Genomic DNA, 22,985 nt, shown 5'->3' with positions numbered 1-22,985 from the left:
TCCTCACAGCACCTTGGCTTCGGTCTTCAGCTTCTCGACCAGCGTCTTCACATCCGGCACCTTCACACCCGCGCTACGCTTGGGCGGCTCGGCAACCTTCAGGGTCTTCAGACGCGGCGTGACGTCCACACCGAGGTCCTCGGGCTTGACCGTCTCCAGCGGCTTCTTCTTCGCCTTCATGATGTTCGGCAGCGTGACGTAGCGCGGCTCGTTCAGGCGCAGATCCGTCGTGACCACGGCGGGCAGCTTCAGCGACAGCGTTTCCGCGCCGCCATCGACTTCACGCGCGACCGTGGCCTTGCCGTCGGCGACCGTGATCTTCGAAGCGAAGGTCGCTTGCGGCAGGTTCGCCAGCGCGGCGAGCATCTGGCCGGTCTGGTTCGAATCGTCGTCGATCGCCTGCTTGCCGAGAATCACGAGTTGCGGCTGCTCCTTGTCGACGAGCGCCTTGAGCAGCTTCGCGACTGCGAGCGGCTGCAGGTCTTCATTCGATTCGATGAGGATCGCGCGGTCCGCGCCGATCGCGAGCGCCGTGCGCAGCGTTTCCTGCGCTTGCGCGACACCAGCAGACACGGCGATGACTTCCGTCGCCACACCGGCTTCCTTCAGACGAACTGCTTCTTCCACGGCGATTTCGTCGAACGGGTTCATCGACATCTTCACGTTGGCGATGTCGACGCCCGTGCCATCCGACTTCACACGAACCTTGACGTTGTAATCGACTACGCGCTTGACTGGCACAAGGACTTTCATTCACATGCTCCGAAGTTACGAATACGTCAACCTGGCGGACATTATAGCGATAGCGTTCCCGCTCGCACCCACCCGCCAGCACATTTCCCGCACAACCCGCTTCTAGCCCCGCTTACCTTTTTTCAGGTCCGATGGCCATGGATTGCGAACGATCGTGCGATTTTATGTCGGAAAAAACCCGGGCTCAAGCCCGGGTTTCTCCGACCGAATTCTCTACCGGACCCGACACCCTGGCGGCGACTATCCCACCGCGCAAACCAGGCCTGCTACGCAGGCCTACGCAGGCTTTATCTGGCCCATTTACCATGCGGCGATTACCGCCCCGCCGAACTTCTGCTCGACGTACTGCTTGACTTCCGGCGAGTGGTACGCCGCCACCAGCTTGGCGGCCCACGGCTTGTTGCGATCCACCGCGCGGATCGCGACGATGTTCACGTAAGGCCCCTTCGGGTCCTCGATCGCGATTGCGTCCTGCTTCGGCTTGAGCCCCGCCTCCATTGCGAAGTTCGTGTTGATCGCTGCGGCGTCCACGTCGTCGAGCGAGCGCGGAATCTGCGCGGCGTCGAGTTCGACGATCTTCAGCTTCCGGGGATTTTCTACGATATCACGCGGCGTGGCCTTCAACCCAGCATCGGCGCGCAGCTTGATGAGGCCCTGCTTCTGCAGCAACAGCAACGCGCGGCCGCCATTGGTCGGATCATTGGGGACCGCAATGCGCGCACCGGGCTTAAGTTCGGTGAGCGTCTTGTTCTTCTTCGAGTAGATGCCCATCGGGAACGTGACCGTGTCGGTTAGCTTGATGAGCTTGTAGCCGCGATCCTTCACCTGCGCGTCGAGATACGGCTCGTGCTGATAACTGTTCGCATCGAGGTCGCCGCTCGCGAGCGCCGCGTTAGGCTGCACGTAGTCGGAGAACTCGACGATCTTGATGGTGAGGCCGCTTTTCGCTGCGACCTGCTTCACCACTTCCATCACCTGCTCGTGCGGGCCGCCCGTCACGCCCACCTTGATGGTCTCGTCGGCGTGCGCCGGGAGCGGCGCAAACAGCGGCGCGGCGATCGAGGCCGCACCAAGCGCAGCCGCCAGCCGGATCATGAAACGACGTTGCATACCCCCACCCCTTGTCCTGTGTGAAGTTCTCGAAGGATCTGCTTATTTATGGCTCAAGCGCCGCACGAGCCAGTCGCCGAACGACTGCACGAGCTGCACGAACACGATCAGGATCACGACGACGATCAGCATGACTTCGGGCTCGAAGCGCTGATAGCCATAGCGGATGCCCAGGTCGCCGAGGCCGCCGCCGCCGATTGCGCCCGCCATCGCCGAATAGCCGACGAGCGAAATGAACGTGATGGTCAAGCCGGCCACCACGCCCGGCAGCGATTCGGGCAGCAGCACTTTGAAGACGATCTGGCGCGTGCTCGCACCCATGGCCTGCGCGGCTTCGATAAGGCCGCGATCCACTTCGCGCAGCGCGGTTTCCACGAGACGCGCGATGAACGGCGCGGCGGAGATCGTGAGCGGAACGATGGCGGCCGCAGTGCCAATCGACGAGCCCACCACGACGCGCGTGAACGGAATCACGGCAACCAGCAGAATGATGAACGGCGTCGAGCGCACGGCGTTGACGATGCCGCCCATCACGCGATTGACGGCGAGGTTCTGCAACACGCCCTCGCGGTCGGTCAGATAAAGCAGCACGCCGAGCGGCAGGCCGATGGCCGCGCCGACCACGCCGGAAATGCCCACCATGATGAGCGTCTCCCAAAACGACTGGACGAACATATCGAACATTTCAGTCCACATGAGACAACTCCTCCACCACCACGCCCTGCTCGCGCAGCCAGGCAATGGCCTGCGCAACCTTCACCGGATCGCCACCCGCGAGCACCGCGAGCGAGCCGAACGCCTGGCCCTGGATCTCGTCGATTTGGCCATGCAGGATGTTGAAATCGAGCTCGAAGCGGCGGATCGTCTCCGAGAGCACCGGCTGATCGACGCCCGTGCCCGTGAAGGCCAGTCGCAGCAAGTGCCCGCTGCCCTTCGCGAGACGCTCGGCCACGCGCGCCTTGAGCGCGGGCGGCAGCTCCTGCGCGATCACGTCACCTAGCAGCGCGCGCGTGACTTCGTGGCGCGGCTGCAAGAACACGTCGATCACGGGACCGGTTTCCACGACGCGGCCCGCGTCGAGCACGGCCACGCGATCGCAGACCTGTTTGATCACTTCCATCTGGTGCGTGATCATCACGATTGTCAGATTCAGCTCGCGATTAATCTTGCGTAACAAGTCGAGAATCGCACGCGTGGTCTCCGGATCGAGCGCGGACGTCGCTTCGTCGGAGAGCAGCACCCTGGGCCTGCTCGCGAGCGCGCGCGCAATGCCCACGCGCTGCTTCTGGCCGCCGCTGATCTGCGACGGATAGCGGTCCTTCTGCGCGGAGAGGCCGACGAGTTCGAGCAGCGGCAGCACCGCCTCCTCGATCTGCGGACGCTTCATGCCCGCGAGCTCGAGCGGCAGCGCGACGTTGTCGAACACGGTGCGCGACGAGAGCAGATTGAAATGCTGGAAGATCATGCCGATCTCGCGGCGCGCCTCGCGCAAGTCGGCGCTGGAGAGCGACGTGAGCGTGCGCCCATTGACGACGATGTCGCCTTCGGTGGGCCGCGTGAGCAGATTGATGGTGCGCACGAGCGTGCTCTTGCCCGCCCCGCTGCGCCCGATGATGCCGAACACTTCCCCCGGCGGAACCGTCAGATTGACGTTGTGCAGCGCTTCGATCCAGCCTTGTGGGCCGGCAAAGCGCTGGGAAACGTTTCGAATTTCGATCATGAAAAAAACGAAACGGCGGATGTGCCGCGCGCCGCGTTGCATGTGCCGCGATCTTTCGATCGCACAAGATCACAAGACGCGTCGCGCCGGCAGACAGCCGCCGCTTGCTGGACTGGAATTGATCCGGCATTTTACCCTGGCGGGCAAATTCCTATTAATAATCATTTCCGATAATTTAATAACCTTGGGGCATTAGAGCGGGATTGCGGCGTCGATGTCCCGAAACTCCGGAAACGGGTGCTACTCTCTGCCGACCGTTCAGCACGACATCAATAAATAGTCGGGAGAGCAGCTACGATGGAGACGACCCAACCCAGGGACGCGGCATGCGCGGCAGCGGCATCGACGGCCAGCGCCCCGCCGCAGCGCACGACGCTGCGCTCCCGCGACGGCACCGAGTTGCCGCTCTATGCCTGGTACGCCCCAGGCGCCGAGCCCCGCGCGGCCATTGCGCTCGTGCACGGCCTCGCCGAGCATGCGGGCCGCTACGCGCCGCTCGCGGCGCGCCTGAACGCGGCGGGCATCGATGTTTATGCGATCGATCTGCGGGGACATGGTCACGCCGGCGGAAGCCGCGCATGGGTCACCCGCTTCGACGATTATCTCGACGATGCCCAGGCGCTAGTCGAGCACGCCGCCGAGCAACGCCGCGCGCGCAAGACGCCGCTCTTCCTGATGGGCCACAGCATGGGCGGCGCGATTGCCGCGCTCTATGCGATCGAGCGCGCCCCACGCACGGACGTCGCGTTCGCGGGCCTGCTGCTTTCGAGCGCCGCGCTCGCGCCTGGCCGCGATGTGCCGAACTGGATGATCGCGGCGAGCCGCGTAATGAGCGCGGTCTGGCCGGGCTTTCCCGCCATGAAGATCGACGCAGCCCTGCTCGCGCGCGACGCCGCCGTGGTCGCGGCGAACCGCGCCGATCCGCTGGTTCACCACGGCGCGATTCCCGCGCGCACGGGCGCCGAGTTGCTCGAAGCAATGAAGCGCATCGAAGCGGGCCGCGCACGCTTGCGCATGCCGGTGCTGATCTGGCATGGCACCGAGGACAAGCTCACCGAGCCCGAAGGCAGCCGCGCGTTCGGCGCGCAGGTGGGGTCGCCCGACCAGACCCTCACGCTCTACGAAGGCAGTTATCACGAGACGCTCAACGATCTCGACCGCCAGCGCGTGATTGATTCAATGGTGGATTGGATCGGCCGCCACCTGCCTTGAGGCCGGCGCGCGGTTGCGGCTGCCTGTGCTGCTGCTAGTGCGTCTATTTACCCGACCGCTTCTCGATGAACGCCTGCACGCCGTCGAGCGCCGGATCGGTCATCATGTTGCAGGCCATGGTCTGCCCGGCCAGTTGATACGCGGCTTCGATGCCCATCTCCAGTTGACGGTAGAACAGCCCCTTGCCCGCCGCCACCGCCTCGCGCGGCTTCGCGCAGATACTCGCGGCAAGCGCGCTCACCGCGGCATCGAGTTCGTCCGCCGCGACCACGCGATTCACGAGCCCTTCGCGCAAGGCCTTCTGTGCATCGATGAATTCGCCTGTCATCAGCATCTCGAACGCGGCCTTGCGCGAGACGTTGCGCGTGAGCGGGACCGCCGGCGTCGAGCAGAACAACCCGAGGTTGATGCCCGACACCGCGAAACGGGCCGACTCGGCGGCCACGGCGAGATCGCACATCGCGACGAGCTGGCAGCCGGCCGCTGTCGCCACGCCCTGCACGCGCGCGATCACGGGCTGCGGCATCGTCTGGACCGTGAGCATCATCTTCGAGCAGCGCGCGAACAGCCGCTTGTAGTAATCGAGCGAAGGCGCCGCGCGCATTTCCCGGAGGTCGTGACCGGCGCAGAACGCGCGGCCCGCCGCTGCGATCACCACGACACGCGCTTCCGATTTCGCGATGCCGGTCAATTGCGCCTGTAACGCGTCGATGAGCGCTTCGGATAGCGCGTTGAACGCATCCGGCCGGTTCAGCGTGAGACGCACGACGCCGGACACGCCATGCGCGTCATGCTCGACCTCGACGAGCGGCGCGTCATCGGCCGATGACGCGGATGAAAGCGGAACGCCTGCGGCACTCATGATGCACGGCTCCTTCCAAGGTAGGCGCGCCCGATGCGGCCGCGCGGGATTCGGGGAACGGCGGCGGCCGCCTCGATCAGATATCGGCCAGCGCGCGCAGATGCGCCACCACGCTGCGCCCCAGCGCCGACAGGTTGTAGCCGCCTTCGAGACAGCTAACGATGCGCCCCTTCGCGTGACGCTTCGCGACCTCGCGGATCTGCTCGGTGATCCACGCGTAGTCGTCCTCGACGAGGCCCAGATTGCCGAGATCGTCCTCGCGGTGCGCATCGAACCCTGCCGAGACGAACACCATCTCCGGCTTGAACTCGTGCAGCCGCGGCAGCCACATGATGTCGACCGCCTCGCGCACGTCCATGCCCTTGCTGCGCGCCGGCATCGGCACGTTGACCATGTTCGGCGCCTGGTTGTCCGCGCCCGAGAACGGATAGAACGGGTGCTGGAAAATGCTGCACATGAGCACGCGCGAATCGCCCGCAAACGCGGCCTCCGTGCCGTTTCCATGATGCACATCAAAGTCGATGATCGCGACGCGCGACAGACCGTGCACATCGAGCGCATGGCGCGCCGCAACCGCGACGTTGTTGAAAAAGCAAAAGCCCATGGCGCGCGCGGGCTCGGCGTGGTGTCCGGGTGGGCGCACGCTGCAAAACGCGTTTTCGTAGCGGCCCTCGATCACCGCATCGGTCGCCGCGACGGCCACGCCCGCGGCACGCAACGCGGCCTGCAACGTGTGCGGATTCATCGACGTGTCGGGGTCGATTGCCGCGTAGCCTTCCTGCGGCGAGAGCGCGCGCAGATAGTCGATATGCGCCTGGGTGTGCACGCGCAGAAGCGCGCCTTCGCCGGCAAGCGGCGCGGAATCGTCGCGCTCGATCAGCGCGTCGATGCGGCTCGCAATGAGTTGGTCTTCGATCGCCTGCAGGCGTGCGGGGCATTCGGGATGCCACTCGCCCATTTCATGCAGCAGGCAATCGGGATGCGAGAAAAAGCCGGTCGTCATGTCTCGTACTGGCCGCACCGTGCGCTCGAGTTCTGCACTCGGGCACGCTGCGGGTCTCCATCAGGTCTTTCGTCGGGTTTGCCGCGCAAGCGTTTGCAACAGTCGCACGGGCCGCGTTCGAGCGCGAACAGTTGCCACGTTACCACAGCGCCCCCGCACATCAACCACGAGCCCGTACCAGCGCACGTCCAGGGGCTTTCTGCGCCAAGGGCTCGGGTATACTGCGCCGGATCACGTCCTCTCGTTCAAACCCGCCCGCCTGCCATGACGCAAAAGCCCGCGCACCTGTGCGCTTCACCCGCCCTCAGCCAACCGCGCTTCAAGTCTTTCGCCGTCGCGCTTTGCGCTGTGGCGGCACTGTCGGCATGCGCCGAGCAAGCGCAATCGACGAAACCCGCGAAGGCGACGCAACCGGCGCAATCCGCAGGACAGGCCGCGCCGGGCGCGAAGAAGCCCTCTGCGCCCGTCCCGGCGCCGCAGCAAGGCACCACGCAAAGCGGCCAGACGTTTGAAGAGGAAATCGTCCCTCAGCGCTATGCGAACAATGCCAATGTCGACACCTTCATCAACGGCATGGTCGCGCGCTACGACTTCAACGCCGACGCGCTGCACGCGCTCTTCTCGACCGTGAGCTATTCGGCCACGGCGGTGAAGCTCGTCACGCCCTCGCCCACGCCGAGCGCGAAGAACTGGCGCGCGTATCAGGCGCGTTTTCTCGACACGGTGCGCATCAACGCGGGCGTGCGCTTCTGGCGCTCGAACGAGGCCACGCTGCAGCGCGCGGCCGACCAGTTCGGCGTACCGCCTGAGGTGATTGTCGGCATCATCGGCGTGGAGACGATCTACGGGCGCTACATGGGCAACTTCCGCGTGCTCGACGCACTCACCACGCTCGCCTTCGACTATCCGGACACGCCCAATCGCACCGACCGCATGGCGACGTTCCGCAAGAATCTCGAAGACTATCTCGTATGGACGCGCGACCAGCAGCTCGATCCGAGTTCGGTGCTCGGCTCGTACACAGGCGCAATCGGCATTCCGCAGTTCCTGCCGAGCAGCATCGTGCAATACGCCGTCGATTACGAGGGCGATCATCACATCGACCTGCGCAACAGCCCGGCCGATGCGATCGGCAGCGTCGCCAACTATCTGAAGCAGAACGGCTGGGAGCCGGGCCGCCCCGTGGTATGGAAGATCGCAAGCGACGCGGGCAGCCAGGGCATCGCGCAGGCCGCCGCCGACGGCAAGCCCGAGCCCCGCATGCCGCTCGCGCAATTGATGCGCTCGGGCCTCGCCCTGAACGAGCCGGGCGTGGACCTCGCCGCCGAGGGCAACACGCCGATCACGGTCATCGACCTGCCTACCCCGGGCCGCGCGACCGAGTACATGCTCGGGCTGAAAAACTTCTATGTGCTCACGCGCTATAACCGCAGCTTCTTTTACGCGCTCGCGGTCTATCAACTAGGCCAACGCGTGAAGGCGCAGATGCTCGCGACCGGCGGCGCACAATCGGCGCAGCGTCAGTAAGAAACATTAAGCGCCGGATAGCACAACGGGCGGGTTGTCTTTCGAGAGATAACCCGCCCGTTTTTCAATTCAGGCGCACAATGCGCCCGTTTTACCGCGCCACGGCGGCCATCACGCCGGAAACACCCCGGTGGACAGATAGCGGTCGCCACGGTCGCAGACGATGAACACGATGGTCGCATTCTCGACCTGGCGCGCGATGCGCAAGGCCACCTCGCATGCGCCACCCGACGAAATCCCCGCAAAAATGCCTTCCACCGAGGCAAGGCGGCGCGCCATTGCTTCGGCGGCGGCCTGGCTCACGTTTTCGGTGCGGTCCACGCGGCTGCGGTCGAAGATCTTCGGCATGTAGGCTTCCGGCCACTTGCGGATGCCGGGGATGCGCGACCCCTCTTCGGGCTGCGCACCGACGATCTCGATCGCCGGGTTCTGCTCCTTGAGGTAATGCGACGTACCCATGATCGTGCCCGTCGTACCCATCGACGAAACAAAGTGCGTGATGCGCCCCTCGGTCTCCCGCCAGATTTCCGGGCCGGTGCCCTCGTAGTGCGCAAGCGGATTGTCGGGATTCGCGAACTGATCGAGGATGATGCCCTTGCCGTCGCGCTGCATCTGCTCGGCGAGGTCGCGTGCATATTCCATGCCGCCCTTCACGGGCGTGAGCATGATCTCGGCGCCATAGGCGGCCATGCTCTGGCGACGCTCGATGGACAGGTCCTCGGGCATGATCAGCACCATCCTGTAGCCGCGAATGGCCGCGGCCATGGCCAACGCGATGCCCGTGTTGCCGCTGGTGGCTTCGATGAGCGTGTCGCCCGGCTTGATGCGACCACGCTCTTCAGCCTTGCGGATCATTGAAAGCGCCGGCCGGTCCTTCACCGAGCCCGCCGGGTTGTTGCCTTCCAGCTTGGCCAGCACGATGTTGTTGCGGGCGCGAATCTCGTCGTCGAGCACGCGGACGAGTTGCACGAGCGGCGTGTTGCCGATCGTGTCTTCAATGGTCTTGTATGGCATAGGTAATGGCGGTCGGGCGCCGGTCTGGCGTGATGGGTGATTTTTGGATTCTAAACCACGCGGCTATCCCGCGCTGAGGGAGCCCTGCAGGCGTAAGGGATGTCGGCGGCGCAAAAAACCCGCGGCCCGGGCCGCGGGTCGACCTCGCCGGTACGGTGCCTGAAGGAGACGAGCCCCGTGAGATACAGGTAGGCCTCCTGAATAAGAAGTCAAAAAAGCTACTTCTTGACAGCCACCGCTGCGGCTTGCGGTTGCACTGCCGTGGTCTTCGCTGGGGCGGCCTTCGCACCCGCCTGCGCGGTCTGCGTGCCTTGCGCGGCCTGCGCATTGGCAGGCGCGACCGCCAGCCCTTCGGTCTGCAAACGTTCGACGGTATGACCACCGAGGCCCTTCACACGCTTGCCGAGATCGGATGCATCCTTGAACGGACCGTGCGCGCTGCGCTCATCGAGAATGGCCTTGGCGCGCGCGGGCCCGATGCCCTTGATGCCGCGCAGCGCGTCTTCGTTGGCCGTGTTGACGTCCACGGCCGCGAACACCTGGCCGAATGCGGCAACGAGCGCTGCCGCAGCGAGCAACTTCTTGATCATGCTGGATCTCCTTGATGCCAACGCCAGCGACCATCGCCGGCGAGGAGAGTCCAGTTTAGGCAGACGCGGCCTTCGCTTACACCTGGCCGGACAGCCAGCGCACATAGCGATCGACGCCCTCTTGCACCGTCAGGAACGGGGCGTCGTAGCCCGCTGCGCGCAGCTTCGCGAGATCGGCCTGCGTGAAGCACTGGTACTTGCCGCGCAGCGCATCGGGGAACGCAATGTATTCGATGAGGCCTTGCTGCACCTGCTCTTCGAGCGTGAGCGCACTCTTGCCGTCCATCACGCGCAGCGTGTTGACCACCGTGCTCGCGATGTCGTTGAACGGTTGTGCACGGCCGCTGCCAAGGTTGAAGATGCCGCTTTTCTCGGGATGATCGAAGAAGAACAGGTTGACCTTCACGACGTCTTCGACGGACACGAAGTCGCGCGTCTGCTCGCCCTGTGCGTAGCCGTTGTATTCGCCGAACAGCTTCACTTTGCCTTCGGCGCGGAACTGATTGAAGTTGTGGAACGCCACCGAGGCCATGCGGCCCTTGTGCGTCTCGCGCGGCCCATACACGTTGAAGTAGCGAAAGCCTGCGATCTGGCTTTGCGCGATGGGCAGCACGCGCCGGATCACCTGGTCGAACAGGAATTTCGAATAGCCATAGACGTTCAGCGGCGCTTCCACTTCGCGATCTTCGACAAAGCGGCTCGACCCGCCATAGATGGCCGCCGACGACGCATACAAAAACTGCGTGCCGTGAGCGAGGCAAGTGTCGAGCACCGTGCGGCTATAACGGAAGTTGTTGTCCATCATGTAGCGGCCGTCGGTTTCCATGGTGTCCGAACAGGCGCCTTCATGAAACACCGCGCGCACCTTGCCGAAATCGCCGCGCGCAAAGCGTTCGACGAACTCGGTCTTGTCGAGGTAATCGTCGATCTCGCAGTCGACGAGATTCTTGAACTTGTCCGCGCGAGTGAGATTGTCGACGGCGATGATGCGGTCTTCGCCGCGTTCGTTCAGCGCCTTGACGATGTTGCTGCCGATGAAGCCGGCCGCGCCGGTCACAATGAGGGTCATGGTAATTCTGCGGTGAAGAGGTTCACGCGAGGCCGGGAAAACTCTCCTGAAATCCCTGCCTCACCGCGCCCGTCGAGCAGCCGCGCCCGCTATGTTACAAGCGGGCCGCCCGCGGAACGTCATTGAAAGAGTTCGTCGTAGTCGACGGTGGCGGTACCGAGCTTGCCGACCACGATGCCGGCGGCGCGGTTCGCGAGCGCGACGGCCTCGACGAGCGAGAGGCCCGCGCCCAGTGAGGCCGCGACCGTCGCGATCACGGTGTCGCCCGCACCCGAGACATCATACACTTCGCGTGCGACAGCCGGCGCGTGCAGCACGCCGGCATTGGAAAAGAGCGTCATACCCTCTTCCGAGCGCGTGAGCAGCAGCGCGTCGAACTGCAGCTCCTGGCGCAGCTTCGTCACGCGCGCGAGCAGATCCGCTTCGGACTTCCAGGAACCCACCACCTCGCGCAATTCCGCACGGTTCGGCGTGATGATGCTCGCGCCGCGATAGCGCTCCCAATCGTCGCCCTTCGGATCGACCAGCACGGATTTGCCCGCGGCGCGCGCCTTCGCGATCATCTGCGTGACGTGCGTGAGGCCGCCCTTCGCGTAGTCGGACATCAGGATCACGTCGTGAGAGGGCAGCAGCGCATCGAAGCGCGCGAGGCCCGCGAGCAGCGCCTCGTGCGCGGGCGATTTTTCGAAGTCCACCCGCAGCAGCTGCTGCTGACGCGACAGGACGCGCAGCTTGATCGTGGTGGGCAGCGCGGGATCGCGCTCGAGATACGCTCTCACGTGGCTCTCGCCGAGCAGCTCGACGATGCGCTCGCCGGGCTCGTCGTGCCCCACCACGCACAAAAGGCCCGCGCTCGCACCGAGCGCCGCCGCGTTGCGCGCCACGTTGGCTGCGCCGCCGAGGCGGTCCTCCTGGCGCTGCACATGAACCACCGGCACCGGTGCTTCCGGCGAAATGCGGTTGACGTCGCCGAACCAGTAGCGGTCGAGCATGACGTCGCCCACTACCAGCACGCGCGACGCCGCAAATCTCTCGCGCGGCACGACCGTAACCTCGGGAGCGAGCGCCGCGTTCTCAGGCTGCTGGGGCTGTTGCGTGCTTGACATGAGGCCGTCCAATCGAGTGGTAGTCAAAACCGAGCTCCGCCATTGCGTCGGGTTCATAGAGGTTGCGCCCGTCGAAAATGCGCGGCGCCTTCAGCGTCTCTTTCAGATACTCGAAGTCTGGAGCCTTGAACGCCGTCCATTCGGTGACGATCACGAGTGCATCGGCACCCTTGAGCGTCTCGTCCTGGCTCGCCGCGAACGTGAGGCGCGCGTGCTGATCCGGCGCGCCAGCGAGATCGAGCGCGAACACACGCCGCGCCTCGTCGGTCGCGACTGGATCGTAGGCCGACACTGTCGCGCCGCGCGTGAGCAGCTCGGCGATCAGGCGGCGGCTCGGCGCCTCGCGCATGTCGTCGGTGTTCGGCTTGAACGCGAGGCCCCAGACCGCGAAGCGCCTGCCCGTGAGGTCCTCGCCAAGCGACTTGACGATCTTTTGCACGAGCACGTCCTTCTGGTCATCGTTCACGTTCTCGACCGCTTCCAGAATGCGCAGATTCTGCCCCGACTCGGCAGCCGTGCGGATCAGCGCCTGCACGTCCTTCGGGAAGCACGAGCCGCCATAGCCGCAGCCCGCGTAAAGGAAGTGATAGCCGATGCGCGGATCGGAGCCGATGCCGCGGCGCACCGACTCGATGTCGGCGCCCACGCGGTCGGCGAGATTCGCCATCTCGTTCATGAACGAGATGCGCGTGGCGAGCATGGCGTTGGCCGCGTACTTCGTGAACTCGGCCGAGCGCACGTCCATGTAGATCGTGCGTTCGTGGTTGCGGTTGAACGGAGCATAGAGGCGCTTGATCTTCTCGCGCGCGACCTCGCCGTTCGCGTCGTCGTCGATGCCGACGATGATGCGGTCGGGGCGCATGAAGTCATCGACCGCTGCGCCCTCCTTCAGGAACTCGGGGTTCGAGACCACCGAGAAGCGGTGCTGGCCGCTGCCGTCGAGGCCGCGCTTCGAAAGCTCTTCGGCGATCACAGCCTGCACGCGCTGGGCGGTGCCTACCGGCACCGTCGACTTGTCGACGATCACCTTGAAGCCGTTCATGTAGCGGCCGATGCTGCGCGCAGCTTCGAGCACGTACTGCAGGTCCGCCGAGCCGTCTTCGTCGGGCGGCGTGCCCACGGCGATGAACTGGACCTCGCCGTGCGCGACGCTTGCAGCAACGTCGGTGGAAAACGTGATGCGGCGGGCCTTGCGGTTGCGCTCGATGAGTTCGAGCAAACCCGGCTCATGGATCGGCACGCCGCCGCCGTTCAGGATATCGATCTTGCGCGGATCGACGTCGAGGCAGAACACGTCGTGACCGATTTCGGCAAGGCACGCCCCGGTGACGAGACCGACATAGCCGGTACCGATAATGGTGATTTTCATACGCGCTCCGGTGACAAATTCGGAAATGGATGTGGCTTATGCGCCGATGCGCGCATCAACCTGGTGCGGGGATGGGCTCTACGCGGCGCGGCGCATACGTTTCCCAGCCGCTGCAACCGGGACACTGCCAGTAGAAAAGGCGCGCCCGGAAGCCACAATTCTGGCACGTGTAACGCGGCAGATTCTTGGTGCGCTGCTGGATCAGCTTGCTCATGAGTTCGAGCTCGCCGCGCCGCGGCTCTTCGGCGTTCGCCTGCTGAGCTTCGAGCAGGCGCGTCATGCCGGCGAGATTCGGCGACTTCTGCATTTGCGCGCGGGCGAGCGCGTGGGCCGCGTCGGTGCCGCTCAGCTCGGCCACGTATCTATAGGCGACATCGAGTAGATCGTTCGATGAATAGCGATCGACCCACCCGGTGAGCAGTTGCGCCCCTTCTTGCGTGCGGCCCAGCGCCTCGTAGCCTTTCATGATCTTCTCGGCCACCAGCGGCAGATAGGCGGGGTTCTGGGCTTCGACGCGCTTCCACTGCGCGAGCGCAGCCTGCCAGTCACCGCTCGCAGCGTCGACGTCGCCGCCGAGAATCGTCGCGCGCACGCTCTGCTCATTGGCCTTGAGCGCGAGCACAAGCTGGCGCCGCGCCTCGTCCGGGTTTTTGCGCTGCAGCGCTTCCTGCGAAAGCTCGCAGTGGAACTGGGCGATTTCGAGGCCGAGCGGCTCCGCTCCCATGGTTTCGAGCAACCGCGCCGTCTCGATCGAGCGGTTCCAGTCCTTTTCGATCTCATAGATCGTGAGCAGCGCGCGCTGCGCGCCATGCGCATAGTCGCCCGACTTGAGCATGCTGAACGTCTCTTCCGCGCGATCGAGCATGCCGGCTTTCAGGAAGTCCTGGCCGAGTTCATAGAGCGCGTGATCGCGCTCGTTCACGGGCAGGTCCGAGCGCGACAGCAGATTCTGGTGCACACGGATCGCGCGATCGGTTTCACCGCGGCGGCGAAACAGGTTGCCAAGCGCGAAGTGCAGTTCGACTGTTTCGGGATCGAGCTTGGCAACCTCGATGAACGCGTCGATGGCCTTGTCGGGCTGCTCGTTGAGCAGGAAATTCAGACCGCGGAAATACGAACGCGGCAGATTGGCGCTTTCGGACAGCAACGCCTTCAGGTCATAGCGCGACGCCATCCAGCCGAGCGCAAATGCGACGGGAATGACGAGCAGCCACCAAAAATCGAGATCCATGCGAGCGATGGTAGGAACGGTAATCAGGCCGCGTGCTGCGGACACCCTTCAAGCACCTGTAAAGCACCTTTGTGGCATCGGCGGCGCGCGGCACGGCAAGTCAAGTCAGATAAGCGGCGGCAGCGGCGGCTCCGCGGGCGTTGCGGGCGCTTCCTTCGCGGTGCGAAGGTCGCGCTTCAGGCGTCCGTTCTCCATGCGCAGCCGGAACATCGCGGGCAGCGCCGAAAGCAGACCGGCCAGCAGCCCCACAACGAAGAACGCCAGCCCGATCAGAATCAGCGGAGCCTGCCACGAATAGCCGGCCAGGACGTGCAGTGTCGCAGGATCCGTGTTTTCCAGTGCAAGCACGAGCAATAACACGAACACCAGTACACGGATCACCCAGGCGATAAATCTCATGAAGGATTCTCTTGGCAGTTGCGGGAATGCACCGCACCGCCCCTTTGCTGCGCCGCAGCAAAGGGGCGCCGAAGTGTCCCGTATTGTAATGGAACGGCTCGCGAGCCGGCACGTGCGCAAAGCCGCAAGCCGCACCGGCAAAAACGTGGACGAAAAAAAAGCGCCGGGTTTCGAAAAACCCTGCGCTTTTTTCGGTCCATGCACTGGCCATCTGGCATTGACCGCCAACGGCTGCAACCGCTGCGAATACCCTGCGGCGCTTACAGATCGTCGTCCGGCTCGTCTGCCTTCAGCGGCTCGCCCGAATGACGGTCGACGCGCTCGCGCAACTCTTTGCCAGGCTTGAAATGCGGCACGAACTTCTCAGGCACCAGCACCTTCTCACCCGACTTGGGATTGCGTCCGACGCGCGACGGCCGGCGATTCAGGCCGAAACTGCCAAAGCCACGAATTTCGATGCGATGACCCTTGGCAAGCGCCTCGGACATCGCATCGAGCATCGTCTTGACCGCGAAATCCGCATCCTTCAGAACAAGTTGCGGAAATCGCGTAGCCAGCTGCGCGACCAATTCAGATTTGGTCATACTTCAGCTTGCCCCCGTTTGAGGCTTACTGGTTCTGGCCGTCGAGCTTGGCCTTGAGCAGCGCGCCGAGGTTGGTCGTGCCGGTGGCAGCCTGACCTGAATCAGCCGACATGCTGCGCAGCGCTTCCTGCGTCTCGGCCGAATCCTTCGCCTTGATCGACAGGTTGATGCCACGCGACTTGCGATCGATGTTGATGATCATCGCGTTGACCTTGTCGCCTTCCTTCAGCACGTTGCGAGCATCTTCCACGCGGTCTTGCGCGATTTCCGAAGCACGCAGGTAACCTTCGACGTCTGCGTTCAGCGTCACGACAGCGCCCTTGGCGTCGACCGACTTGACCACGCCGTCGACGATCGAGCCCTTGTCGTTGACAGCAACGAAGTTGCTGAACGGGTCGCCTTCGAGCTGCTTGATGCCGAGCGAGATGCGTTCCTTCTCGACGTCGATGCCCAGAACCACGGCCTCGACTTCGTCGCCCTTCTTGTACTTGCGGACAGCTTCTTCGCCGGTTTCGCTCCACGACAGGTCGGAGAGGTGAACCAGGCCGTCGATGCCGCCGGGCAGGCCGATAAACACGCCGAAGTCGGTGATCGACTTGATCGCGCCTTGCAGCTTGTCGCCCTTCTTGAAGTTGCGGCTGAAGTCATCCCACGGGTTGGCCTTGCACTGCTTCATGCCGAGGCTGATACGGCGGCGGTCTTCGTCGATCTCGAGGACCATGACTTCGACTTCGTCGCCCAGCTGGACAACCTTCGACGGAGCAACGTTCTTGTTGGTCCAGTCCATTTCCGACACGTGAACCAGGCCTTCGATGCCCGATTCGACTTCGACGAACGCGCCGTAGTCGGTGATGTTCGTGACCTTGCCGAACAGGCGCGTGCCCGACGGGTAGCGGCGCGAGATGCCTTCCCACGGATCGTCGCCCAGTTGCTTGATACCGAGCGAAACGCGGTTCTTTTCCTGGTCGAACTTGAGGATCTTGGCGGTGACTTCCTGGCCAACCGACAGGACTTCCGACGGGTGACGCACGCGGCGCCATGCGATGTCGGTGATGTGCAGCAGGCCGTCGATGCCGCCGAGGTCCACGAACGCGCCGTAGTCGGTGATGTTCTTGACCACGCCGTTGACGATCGCGCCTTCCTTGAGCGTTTCGAGCAGCTTTGCGCGCTCTTCGCCCTGCGTGGCTTCGATCACTGCGCGGCGCGACAGCACGACGTTGTTACGCTTGCGGTCGAGTTTGATGACGCGGAATTCGAGCGTCTTGCCTTCGTACGGCGTCGTGTCCTTGACCGGACGCGTGTCGACGAGCGAACCCGGCAGGAACGCGCGGATGCCGTTGACCATCACGGTCATGCCGCCCTTGACCTTGCCCGTGATCGTGCCGGTCACGAGTTCGTTGTTGTCGAGAGCCTTTTCCAGCGACAGCCACGAAGCGAGACGCTTCGCCTTGTCGCGCGACAGGATGGTGTCGCCGTAGCCGTTTTCCAGCGCGTCGATCGCGACGGAAACGAAATCGCCCGCCTGAACCTCCACTTCGCCCTGGTCGTTCAGGAATTCCTCGATGGGAATGTAAGCCTCGGACTTCAGGCCAGCGTTGACGACCACGAAGTTGTGGTCGACGCGCACGACTTCAGCGGAGATGACTTCGCCGGCGCGCATGTCCTGGCGGGTCAGCGACTCTTCGAACAGAGCCGCGAAAGATTCGGTATTCGGGGTGGAGGTTTGCAGGTCGGACATAAAAATCTGGATTTGCATGGTTTTTGCTGCACGTCAGTCAGTTTTGACTGTCGGCGTTGAGGCCGGAGCGCTTACGTTCGCGGCGCAGATGCAAAAGCCATACGGGGTTAAAGGGTTTAACAAACGCCCTGCTTCCCAGCAGGGCACCACTACTTGCTACGACTGCTCTTTACTCTGCGACTTGCCGTGGCCATCGGGATGGCGCACGGATCGCTGGCTCGACTCCTGGTACCACTGCACGACCTGTTCGACCGCCTGGTCGATGGACAGCGCCGAGGTATCCAACAGCTTCGCATCCGCTGCGGGCTTGAGCGGCGCGGCCGCGCGATTGCTGTCGCGCGCGTCGCGTTCACGCAAATCCCGGAGCAAGTCATCCATATTAGCAGAAAAACCTTTTTGGATCAATTGCTTATACCGGCGGGCCGCGCGAGCCTCCACGCTGGCCGTCAGGAACACCTTCAGGTCGGCGTCCGGGAAGATTACCGTGCCCATATCGCGGCCATCGGCGACGAGGCCCGGAAGCTTGCGGAACGCCCGTTGGCGGGCCACCAGCGCGGCGCGCACGGACGGATGCGCGGCAATCATGGAGGCCCGGTTGCCGACTTCCTCCGCGCGGATTTCGTTCGAAACGTCAACGCCATCGAGTTGCGCGAGCCCTTCGCGGAACGTGATGTGGAGATCGTCGATCAGCTTTGCAAGCCCGTCGGCGTCATCGGCCGCAATCGCGTAGCGCATGCTCGCGAGCGCGGCGAGCCGGTACAACGCCCCGCTGTCGAGCAAGTGAAAGCCGAGGTGCGCGGCAACCAGCGTGGCCACCGTGCCCTTGCCGGAGGCAGTCGGGCCGTCGATCGCGATCAGGGGCGTCGGATAAAAGGGACGAATCTGTTTCATGCGGCGAGGGGGTCGGCTGCGGTGGAATCAGGATTGCGCGAGCGCCAGAAAGCGCTCGAAATAATCGGGGAACGTCTTGCCGACGCACTTCGGGTCGTTGATGCGCACCGGCACGCCGCCGAGGCTCACGAGCGAGAAGCACATCGCCATGCGGTGATCGTCGTAGGTGTCGATCGCGGCGTTCGGCACGAGCTTTTCGGGCGGACGCACGATCAGGTAGTCGGGGCCCTCTTCCACGTCGGCGCCGACCTTGCGCAATTCGGTCGCCATCGCCGCGATGCGGTCGGTCTCCTTCACGCGCCAGCTCGCGATATTGCGCAGCGTAGTCGCGCCACCGGCAAAGAGCGCCGCCACGGCGATCGTCATCGCCGCGTCCGGAATCAGGTTGAAATCCATGTCGATGGGATCGAGCTTGCCATGATCGTTGCCGATGCCGCGCACTTCGATCCAGTCGTCGGCCACCGTCACGTTCGCGCCCATGCGCATGAGCGCGGCGGCGAAGTCGACGTCGCCCTGAATGCTCGCGCGGCCCACGCCCTCCACGCGCAGCGGGCCGCCGCCGATGGCACCCGCCGCGAGAAAGTACGACGCCGACGAAGCGTCGCCCTCGACCATGATCTTGCCCGGCGACTGATAGCGCACGCCCGCCGGCACCTCGAAGCGCTGCCAGCCGTGACGCTCGACCTTCACGCCGAAACGCTCCATCAGCTTGATGGTGATATCGATGTAGGGCTTCGAGATCAACTCACCGTCCACTTCCACGATCGTCACGCCGCCTTGGGCGCGCACGAGCGGCAGCGTCATGAGCAGCGCGGTGAGGAACTGGCTCGACACGTCGCCGCGCACGCGGATGGGCGCGTCGACGCTAATGTGCGCCGGGCGGATGCGCAGCGGCGGGTAGCCGTCGTTCTGTTCGTAGTCGATCTTCGCGCCGATCTGGCGCAGGCCGTCGACGAGGTCGCCGATGGGCCGCTCGTGCATGCGCGGCACGCCGTGGATGCGATAGTCGCCGCCATTCACGGCGAGCGCCGCCGTAAGGGGACGCACCGCCGTGCCCGCGTTGCCGAGGAACAGGTCCGCCTGCTTCGCCGTGAACGCGCCGCGCGTACCCTGCACGACGCAGGTGTCGCCTTCGCGCGTGAGCTTCACGCCGAGCTTCGCGAGCGCATCGAGCATCACGCGGGTGTCGTCGGAGTCGAGCAGGTTCGTGATCGTCGTTTCACCTTCGGCGAGCGCCGCAAGCAGCAGCACGCGATTCGAGATGCTCTTCGAGCCAGGCAGGCGTACCGTGCCGGATGCACGGGTGAACGGTCCGAGATTGAGGTGTTCCATGAGCTTGTCCTGATATTGCCGTGGCGGGCTTCAAAACGATGCGCCGCGCCGCATGACTGTTGCCTGATTGCCGGGGACCGCCTATTTGGCAGCGGCGTCGGTAGCGCCGGGCGCAGCTTGGGAGCCCTCCGCCGCTGCGCCGCCTTCGCCATTCGCGCGCTTGCCGCCGCGTTCCTGCCATGCGTCGCGCGCCGCGCGCGAGCGCGCGAACACGGCTTCGAGCGCCGCGCCGTCGCCCGCGTCGATGGCCGCGCGCAGCCTCGCCAGCACATTAGTGTAGGCGTCGAGTTCCGCGAGCAGCGCAGTGCGGTTCGCGAGACAGACGTCACGCCACATTTCGGGGCTCGACGCGGCAATGCGTGTGAAGTCGCGGAACCCGCCCGCGGCGAACGAGAATTTCAACTCGGCGTCGGGCGTGGCCAGAATCTGGTCGACGAGCGCGAAGGAAAGCACGTGCGGCAAATGGCTCACCGAAGCGAATACGCGGTCGTGCTGCGCAGCCGGCATCTGGCCGATGACCGCGCCCGTTGCACGCCACATCGCGGCGATGCGCTCGACTGCCTCGGGCGAGTTTTCCTCGAGCGGACACAGCACGACGTTGCGGCCGACGTACAAATCCGGCAACGCCGCTTCGACGCCGCTCGATTCGCGGCCCGCGATCGGATGCCCCGGCACGAACTGGCCGATGCGTTCGCCGAGCGCAGCGCGCGCGGCGGCGATCACGTCGCCCTTGGTGCTGCCAGCGTCGGTGACGATGGTGTGCGACTGCAGATGCGGCGCGACGCGTTCGAGCAGCGCCTGCGTCTGTGCCACAGGCGCCGCGATCAGCACGAGGTCCGCGCCGTCGAGCGCGGCGGCCAGCGCCGCTTCGTCATCGAGCGTCACAGCCGCGTCGATCACGCCCAATTCGAGCGCGCGCGCGACCGAATGGGCACGGCGGCCCACGCCAATCACCTGGCCCGTGGCGCCGCTGCGCCGGGTGTCGCCACGCTCGCGCAAAGCGCGCGCGAGCGACCCGCCGATCAGGCCGACACCGAAAATCACCAGTTTGTTGAAGGAAAACGCGCTCACACCATCACCGGAATAAAAAGAAAAATTGCGCGCGCATGCTATGCGAGCGCGCGTTCGAGCGCCGCGAGGAATGCCGCGTTCTCCTCGGGCAAGCCGATCGTCACGCGCAACCACTGCGGCAGGCCATAGCCGCCGACCGGGCGCACGATCACGCCCTGCTTGAGCAGCGCGAGATTGACGCGATCGCCGGCCTGATCGTCGTTGCCCACGCGCACGAGCACGAAGTTACCGTCCGACGGCACGTACTCGAGCCCCATGCGCTCGAACGCGGCGGTCAGCGTGCGATAGCCTTCGGCGTTCAATGCAGCGCTCTTGTCGAGGAACGCCGCGTCGCCGAGCGCCGCAATAGCCGCAGCCTGCGCGAGCGTGTTCACGTTGAACGGCTGGCGCAGCCGGTTGAGCAGATCGGTGAGCTCGGGCTGCGCGATCGCGAAGCCGATGCGCAGGCCCGCGAGCCCGTAAGCCTTCGAGAACGTACGCGAAACCAGCAGGTTCGGATAGCGGCGCACCCACGCGATCGAGTCGTAGCGCTTGTCCGCCGCAAGATACTCGGTGTAGGCCTCGTCGAGCACCACGGCAATGTGGCCCGGCACCCTGGCGATGAACGCTTCGAGCGTGGCGCCGTCGATGAACGTGCCCGTTGGATTGTTCGGGTTCGCAACGAAAAGCAGACGCGTATCGTCGGCAATGGCCGCGAGCATCGCATCCAGATCGTGGCCGTACTGTACGGCGGGCGCCACGAGATGGCGCGCGCCGAGCCCTTGGGTCGCAAGCGCATAGACCGCGAACGAATATTGCGAATAGACGATCGACTGGCCGCGCTCGACGCATGCGTGCGCGGCCATTTCGAGGATGTCGTTGCTGCCGTTGCCTAGCGTAATCCACTCGGGCGGCACGTCGTAGCACGCGGCCAGCGCGGCCTTCAGTTCGAAGGCGTTCGAATCCGGATACCGGCCCAACTCGCTCGCAGCCAGTGAAATCGCGCGCTGCGCCGACTCGGGCATGCCGAGCGGATTCTCATTCGACGCGAGCTTCACGATGCACGCCTCGTCGAGGCCGAACTCGCGGGCAACTTCGGAAATCGGCTTGCCGGCAACATACGGCGCGATCGCGCGCACGTATGTTGGGCCGAATTGCGTGGTCATGCGTGTTTCTCCAGTATCGGCGAAGGTCCGCGTGACGCCGTCGCTGCGCCCCATGCAGGATCGCTGGCGGCTTCGGCCGCCGCGCCGCGGAGGCACAACTGCGGGCGAAACCGGGGCAAAAACGAACTTAGCGCGAACGCGGATACGAGCCGAGAATCTTCAGGAATGCGGCTTTCTTGCCCAACTCTTCGAGCGCCGCAGCTACGGCCGGCTCGTCGCGATGGCCTTCGAAGTCGATGTAGAAGTAGTACTCCCACGTACCGACGCGCGCCGGGCGCGACTCGAAGCGCGTCATCGACACGCCGTGGCGCGCGAGCGGTTCGAGCAGCTTGTAGACGGCGCCCGGCTCGTTCTTCACCGAGACGATCATCGAGGTCTGGTCGTGGCCCGACACGCCCGCCGGCTGCTTGCCGATCATCACGAAGCGCGTGCGGTTATGCGGGTCGTCCTGGATCAGCGCATTGGCGATCGCGAGGCCATAGTGCGTGGCCGCGCGTTCGCCGGCGATGGCCGCGATGGTCGGATCCTGCGCCGCGAGGCGCGCGGCCTCGGCGTTGCTCGATACGGCCTGGCGCTCCAGCTGCGGCGCGTTGACCGTGAGCCAGCGCTGGCACTGCGCCAGCGCCTGCGGGTGCGCGCACACGCGCGTCACGCCGTCGAGCGTGCCGCTTTGCGTCATCAGGTTGTGCTGGATCGGCAGCGCGATTTCCCCGCCGATCACGAGTTGCGTCTGCAGAAGCAGATCGAGCGTGCGCGACACCGCGCCTTCGGTCGAATTCTCGACCGGCGCGACGCCGAATTCCGCGGCGCCCGACTCGACCGAGCGAAAGACTTCGTCGATGGACGGGCACGGCATGCCCTCGATCGACTGACCGAAGTACGCGAACGTCGCCTGCTCGGAATAGGTGCCGACCGGGCCGAGATATGCCACCGAAATGGTCTTTTCGAGCGAGCGGCTCGCGGCCATGATCTCGCGCCAGATCGCGCTGATGTGATCGTTGCCGAGCGGACCTTCGCTCATGCCCTGCAGGCGCTCGATCACCTGGAGCTCGCGCTCCGGGCGGAATACGGGCGCATTGAAGTGCTTCTTGACCTCGCCCACTTCGAGCGCCACCGCCGCGCGTTGGTTCAGGAGCGTGATGAGCTGGGCATCGATCGCATCGATGCGCTCGCGCAACGGCTTGAGTTGTGTGTTGAGTTCGTCGTCCATGCGTGAAACCGGCAATCTGAAAGGAGATGCGCGAGAACGCGCTTGCGGG

23 protein-coding genes are annotated in these 22,985 nt (G+C 64.6%); 3 read left to right on the top strand and 20 right to left on the bottom strand.

The window, feature by feature from the left end:
* Window positions 1-3: 3 nt before the first annotated feature.
* From PWP93_RS02825 to PWP93_RS02810, 4 genes are all read right to left on the bottom strand, one after another.
* Window positions 4-753, bottom strand: a complete 750-nt coding sequence (locus PWP93_RS02825) for an electron transfer flavoprotein subunit beta/FixA family protein (protein ID WP_421043388.1) — start codon at window positions 751-753, stop codon at window positions 4-6.
* A 300-nt stretch (window positions 754-1,053) separates the two neighbouring features.
* Window positions 1,054-1,863: a MetQ/NlpA family ABC transporter substrate-binding protein gene (locus PWP93_RS02820; RefSeq protein WP_421043387.1), complete on the bottom strand. Its 810-nt coding sequence runs from the start codon at window positions 1,861-1,863 to the stop codon at window positions 1,054-1,056.
* Window positions 1,864-1,905: 42 nt separating this feature from the next.
* The gene (locus tag PWP93_RS02815) at window positions 1,906-2,559 is read right to left on the bottom strand and encodes a methionine ABC transporter permease (protein ID WP_421043386.1); all 654 of its coding nucleotides are present in this window, start codon (window positions 2,557-2,559) and stop codon (window positions 1,906-1,908) included.
* Window positions 2,549-3,583, bottom strand: coding sequence for a methionine ABC transporter ATP-binding protein (locus tag PWP93_RS02810; RefSeq protein WP_421043385.1), 1,035 nt, complete (start codon window positions 3,581-3,583; stop codon window positions 2,549-2,551). The genes PWP93_RS02815 and PWP93_RS02810 overlap by 11 nt, the downstream gene beginning before the upstream one ends.
* Here PWP93_RS02810 and PWP93_RS02805 point away from each other — a divergent pair.
* Both PWP93_RS02805 and PWP93_RS02800 read left to right on the top strand, forming a co-directional pair.
* Window positions 3,582-3,779, top strand: a complete 198-nt coding sequence (locus tag PWP93_RS02805) for a hypothetical protein (RefSeq protein ID WP_421024439.1) — start codon at window positions 3,582-3,584, stop codon at window positions 3,777-3,779. The genes PWP93_RS02810 and PWP93_RS02805 overlap by 2 nt on opposite strands.
* 101 nt (window positions 3,780-3,880) lie before the next feature.
* Window positions 3,881-4,795: a lysophospholipase gene (locus PWP93_RS02800; protein WP_421043384.1), complete on the top strand. Its 915-nt coding sequence runs from the start codon at window positions 3,881-3,883 to the stop codon at window positions 4,793-4,795.
* Between the two features lie 43 nt (window positions 4,796-4,838).
* On the opposite strand, the gene PWP93_RS02795 is transcribed toward PWP93_RS02800, so the two are convergent.
* Together PWP93_RS02795 and PWP93_RS02790 are read right to left on the bottom strand one after the other, a co-directional pair.
* Window positions 4,839-5,657, bottom strand: coding sequence for an enoyl-CoA hydratase (locus tag PWP93_RS02795; protein WP_421043383.1), 819 nt, complete (start codon window positions 5,655-5,657; stop codon window positions 4,839-4,841).
* 76 nt (window positions 5,658-5,733) lie between these two features.
* Window positions 5,734-6,660 carry a histone deacetylase family protein gene (locus PWP93_RS02790; RefSeq protein ID WP_421043382.1) on the bottom strand — a complete coding sequence of 309 codons (927 nt, stop codon included), beginning with the start codon at window positions 6,658-6,660 and terminating at the stop codon, window positions 5,734-5,736.
* Window positions 6,661-6,924: 264 nt separating this feature from the next.
* Here PWP93_RS02790 and mltB point away from each other — a divergent pair, with 264 nt between their 5' ends.
* A complete protein-coding gene (mltB, locus tag PWP93_RS02785; RefSeq protein ID WP_421043381.1) occupies window positions 6,925-8,187 on the top strand; it encodes a lytic murein transglycosylase B in 1,263 nt (420 codons plus the stop codon).
* 111 nt (window positions 8,188-8,298) lie between these two features.
* Here the strand turns inward: mltB and cysM are convergent, their stop codons facing one another.
* The 14 genes from cysM to pheA form a co-directional block, all read right to left on the bottom strand.
* Window positions 8,299-9,201, bottom strand: coding sequence for a cysteine synthase CysM (cysM, locus tag PWP93_RS02780; protein WP_421043380.1), 903 nt, complete (start codon window positions 9,199-9,201; stop codon window positions 8,299-8,301).
* A gap of 218 nt (window positions 9,202-9,419) precedes the next feature.
* Window positions 9,420-9,791, bottom strand: coding sequence for a ComEA family DNA-binding protein (locus PWP93_RS02775; RefSeq protein ID WP_421043379.1), 372 nt, complete (start codon window positions 9,789-9,791; stop codon window positions 9,420-9,422).
* Window positions 9,792-9,867: 76 nt separating this feature from the next.
* Window positions 9,868-10,860, bottom strand: coding sequence for an ADP-glyceromanno-heptose 6-epimerase (gene rfaD / locus PWP93_RS02770; protein WP_421043378.1), 993 nt, complete (start codon window positions 10,858-10,860; stop codon window positions 9,868-9,870).
* Between the two features lie 119 nt (window positions 10,861-10,979).
* Window positions 10,980-11,966 carry a D-glycero-beta-D-manno-heptose-7-phosphate kinase gene (gene rfaE1, locus PWP93_RS02765; RefSeq protein ID WP_421024445.1) on the bottom strand — a complete coding sequence of 329 codons (987 nt, stop codon included), beginning with the start codon at window positions 11,964-11,966 and terminating at the stop codon, window positions 10,980-10,982.
* Window positions 11,935-13,335, bottom strand: a complete 1,401-nt coding sequence (locus PWP93_RS02760) for a UDP-glucose dehydrogenase family protein (RefSeq protein ID WP_421043377.1) — start codon at window positions 13,333-13,335, stop codon at window positions 11,935-11,937. The genes rfaE1 and PWP93_RS02760 overlap by 32 nt, the downstream gene beginning before the upstream one ends.
* 55 nt (window positions 13,336-13,390) lie before the next feature.
* A complete protein-coding gene (lapB, locus tag PWP93_RS02755; RefSeq protein WP_421043376.1) occupies window positions 13,391-14,566 on the bottom strand; it encodes a lipopolysaccharide assembly protein LapB in 1,176 nt (391 codons plus the stop codon).
* A gap of 105 nt (window positions 14,567-14,671) precedes the next feature.
* The gene (locus PWP93_RS02750) at window positions 14,672-14,965 is read right to left on the bottom strand and encodes a lipopolysaccharide assembly protein LapA domain-containing protein (RefSeq protein ID WP_129562524.1); all 294 of its coding nucleotides are present in this window, start codon (window positions 14,963-14,965) and stop codon (window positions 14,672-14,674) included.
* 260 nt (window positions 14,966-15,225) lie between these two features.
* The gene (locus PWP93_RS02745; RefSeq protein WP_035522478.1) at window positions 15,226-15,549 is read right to left on the bottom strand and encodes an integration host factor subunit beta; all 324 of its coding nucleotides are present in this window, start codon (window positions 15,547-15,549) and stop codon (window positions 15,226-15,228) included.
* A 25-nt stretch (window positions 15,550-15,574) separates the two neighbouring features.
* Entirely contained in the window at window positions 15,575-17,305 is a 1,731-nt protein-coding gene (gene rpsA, locus PWP93_RS02740) for a 30S ribosomal protein S1 (RefSeq protein WP_213293869.1), read from the bottom strand.
* Window positions 17,306-17,443: 138 nt separating this feature from the next.
* The gene (gene cmk, locus PWP93_RS02735; RefSeq protein ID WP_421043375.1) at window positions 17,444-18,178 is read right to left on the bottom strand and encodes a (d)CMP kinase; all 735 of its coding nucleotides are present in this window, start codon (window positions 18,176-18,178) and stop codon (window positions 17,444-17,446) included.
* Between the two features lie 27 nt (window positions 18,179-18,205).
* Window positions 18,206-19,510: a 3-phosphoshikimate 1-carboxyvinyltransferase gene (aroA, locus tag PWP93_RS02730; RefSeq protein ID WP_421043374.1), complete on the bottom strand. Its 1,305-nt coding sequence runs from the start codon at window positions 19,508-19,510 to the stop codon at window positions 18,206-18,208.
* Window positions 19,511-19,591: 81 nt separating this feature from the next.
* Window positions 19,592-20,581 (bottom strand): prephenate dehydrogenase, encoded by a 990-nt coding sequence (locus PWP93_RS02725; RefSeq protein ID WP_421043373.1) that lies wholly within the window; start codon window positions 20,579-20,581, stop codon window positions 19,592-19,594.
* 38 nt (window positions 20,582-20,619) lie between these two features.
* A complete protein-coding gene (hisC, locus tag PWP93_RS02720) occupies window positions 20,620-21,726 on the bottom strand; it encodes a histidinol-phosphate transaminase (RefSeq protein ID WP_421043372.1) in 1,107 nt (368 codons plus the stop codon).
* Between the two features lie 127 nt (window positions 21,727-21,853).
* Window positions 21,854-22,936 carry a prephenate dehydratase gene (gene pheA / locus PWP93_RS02715; protein ID WP_421043371.1) on the bottom strand — a complete coding sequence of 361 codons (1,083 nt, stop codon included), beginning with the start codon at window positions 22,934-22,936 and terminating at the stop codon, window positions 21,854-21,856.
* Window positions 22,937-22,985 lie beyond the last annotated feature (49 nt).

Origin of the sequence: Paraburkholderia sp. A1RI-2L (assembly GCF_048957375.1) — a bacterium.
In the GTDB taxonomy this organism is placed as follows: Bacteria; Pseudomonadota; Gammaproteobacteria; order Burkholderiales; family Burkholderiaceae; genus Paraburkholderia.
The sequence above is the reverse complement of the archived record's forward strand: the minus strand, read 5'-3'. Positions and strand labels throughout refer to the sequence as shown.

Coding starts and splice junctions, on each gene's coding strand:
- PWP93_RS02825 (WP_421043388.1), bottom strand. CDS start 753: ATGAAAGTCCTTGTGCCAGTCAAGCGCGTAGTCGATTACAACGTCAAG.
- PWP93_RS02820 (WP_421043387.1), bottom strand. CDS start 1,863: ATGCAACGTCGTTTCATGATCCGGCTGGCGGCTGCGCTTGGTGCGGCC.
- PWP93_RS02815 (WP_421043386.1), bottom strand. CDS start 2,559: ATGTGGACTGAAATGTTCGATATGTTCGTCCAGTCGTTTTGGGAGACG.
- PWP93_RS02805 (WP_421024439.1), top strand. CDS start 3,582: ATGAAAAAAACGAAACGGCGGATGTGCCGCGCGCCGCGTTGCATGTGC.
- PWP93_RS02810 (WP_421043385.1), bottom strand. CDS start 3,583: ATGATCGAAATTCGAAACGTTTCCCAGCGCTTTGCCGGCCCACAAGGC.
- PWP93_RS02800 (WP_421043384.1), top strand. CDS start 3,881: ATGGAGACGACCCAACCCAGGGACGCGGCATGCGCGGCAGCGGCATCG.
- PWP93_RS02795 (WP_421043383.1), bottom strand. CDS start 5,657: ATGAGTGCCGCAGGCGTTCCGCTTTCATCCGCGTCATCGGCCGATGAC.
- PWP93_RS02790 (WP_421043382.1), bottom strand. CDS start 6,660: ATGACGACCGGCTTTTTCTCGCATCCCGATTGCCTGCTGCATGAAATG.
- mltB (WP_421043381.1), top strand. CDS start 6,925: ATGACGCAAAAGCCCGCGCACCTGTGCGCTTCACCCGCCCTCAGCCAA.
- cysM (WP_421043380.1), bottom strand. CDS start 9,201: ATGCCATACAAGACCATTGAAGACACGATCGGCAACACGCCGCTCGTG.
- PWP93_RS02775 (WP_421043379.1), bottom strand. CDS start 9,791: ATGATCAAGAAGTTGCTCGCTGCGGCAGCGCTCGTTGCCGCATTCGGC.
- rfaD (WP_421043378.1), bottom strand. CDS start 10,860: ATGACCCTCATTGTGACCGGCGCGGCCGGCTTCATCGGCAGCAACATC.
- rfaE1 (WP_421024445.1), bottom strand. CDS start 11,966: ATGTCAAGCACGCAACAGCCCCAGCAGCCTGAGAACGCGGCGCTCGCT.
- PWP93_RS02760 (WP_421043377.1), bottom strand. CDS start 13,335: ATGAAAATCACCATTATCGGTACCGGCTATGTCGGTCTCGTCACCGGG.
- lapB (WP_421043376.1), bottom strand. CDS start 14,566: ATGGATCTCGATTTTTGGTGGCTGCTCGTCATTCCCGTCGCATTTGCG.
- PWP93_RS02750 (WP_129562524.1), bottom strand. CDS start 14,965: ATGAGATTTATCGCCTGGGTGATCCGTGTACTGGTGTTCGTGTTATTG.
- PWP93_RS02745 (WP_035522478.1), bottom strand. CDS start 15,549: ATGACCAAATCTGAATTGGTCGCGCAGCTGGCTACGCGATTTCCGCAA.
- rpsA (WP_213293869.1), bottom strand. CDS start 17,305: ATGCAAATCCAGATTTTTATGTCCGACCTGCAAACCTCCACCCCGAAT.
- cmk (WP_421043375.1), bottom strand. CDS start 18,178: ATGAAACAGATTCGTCCCTTTTATCCGACGCCCCTGATCGCGATCGAC.
- aroA (WP_421043374.1), bottom strand. CDS start 19,510: ATGGAACACCTCAATCTCGGACCGTTCACCCGTGCATCCGGCACGGTA.
- hisC (WP_421043372.1), bottom strand. CDS start 21,726: ATGACCACGCAATTCGGCCCAACATACGTGCGCGCGATCGCGCCGTAT.
- pheA (WP_421043371.1), bottom strand. CDS start 22,936: ATGGACGACGAACTCAACACACAACTCAAGCCGTTGCGCGAGCGCATC.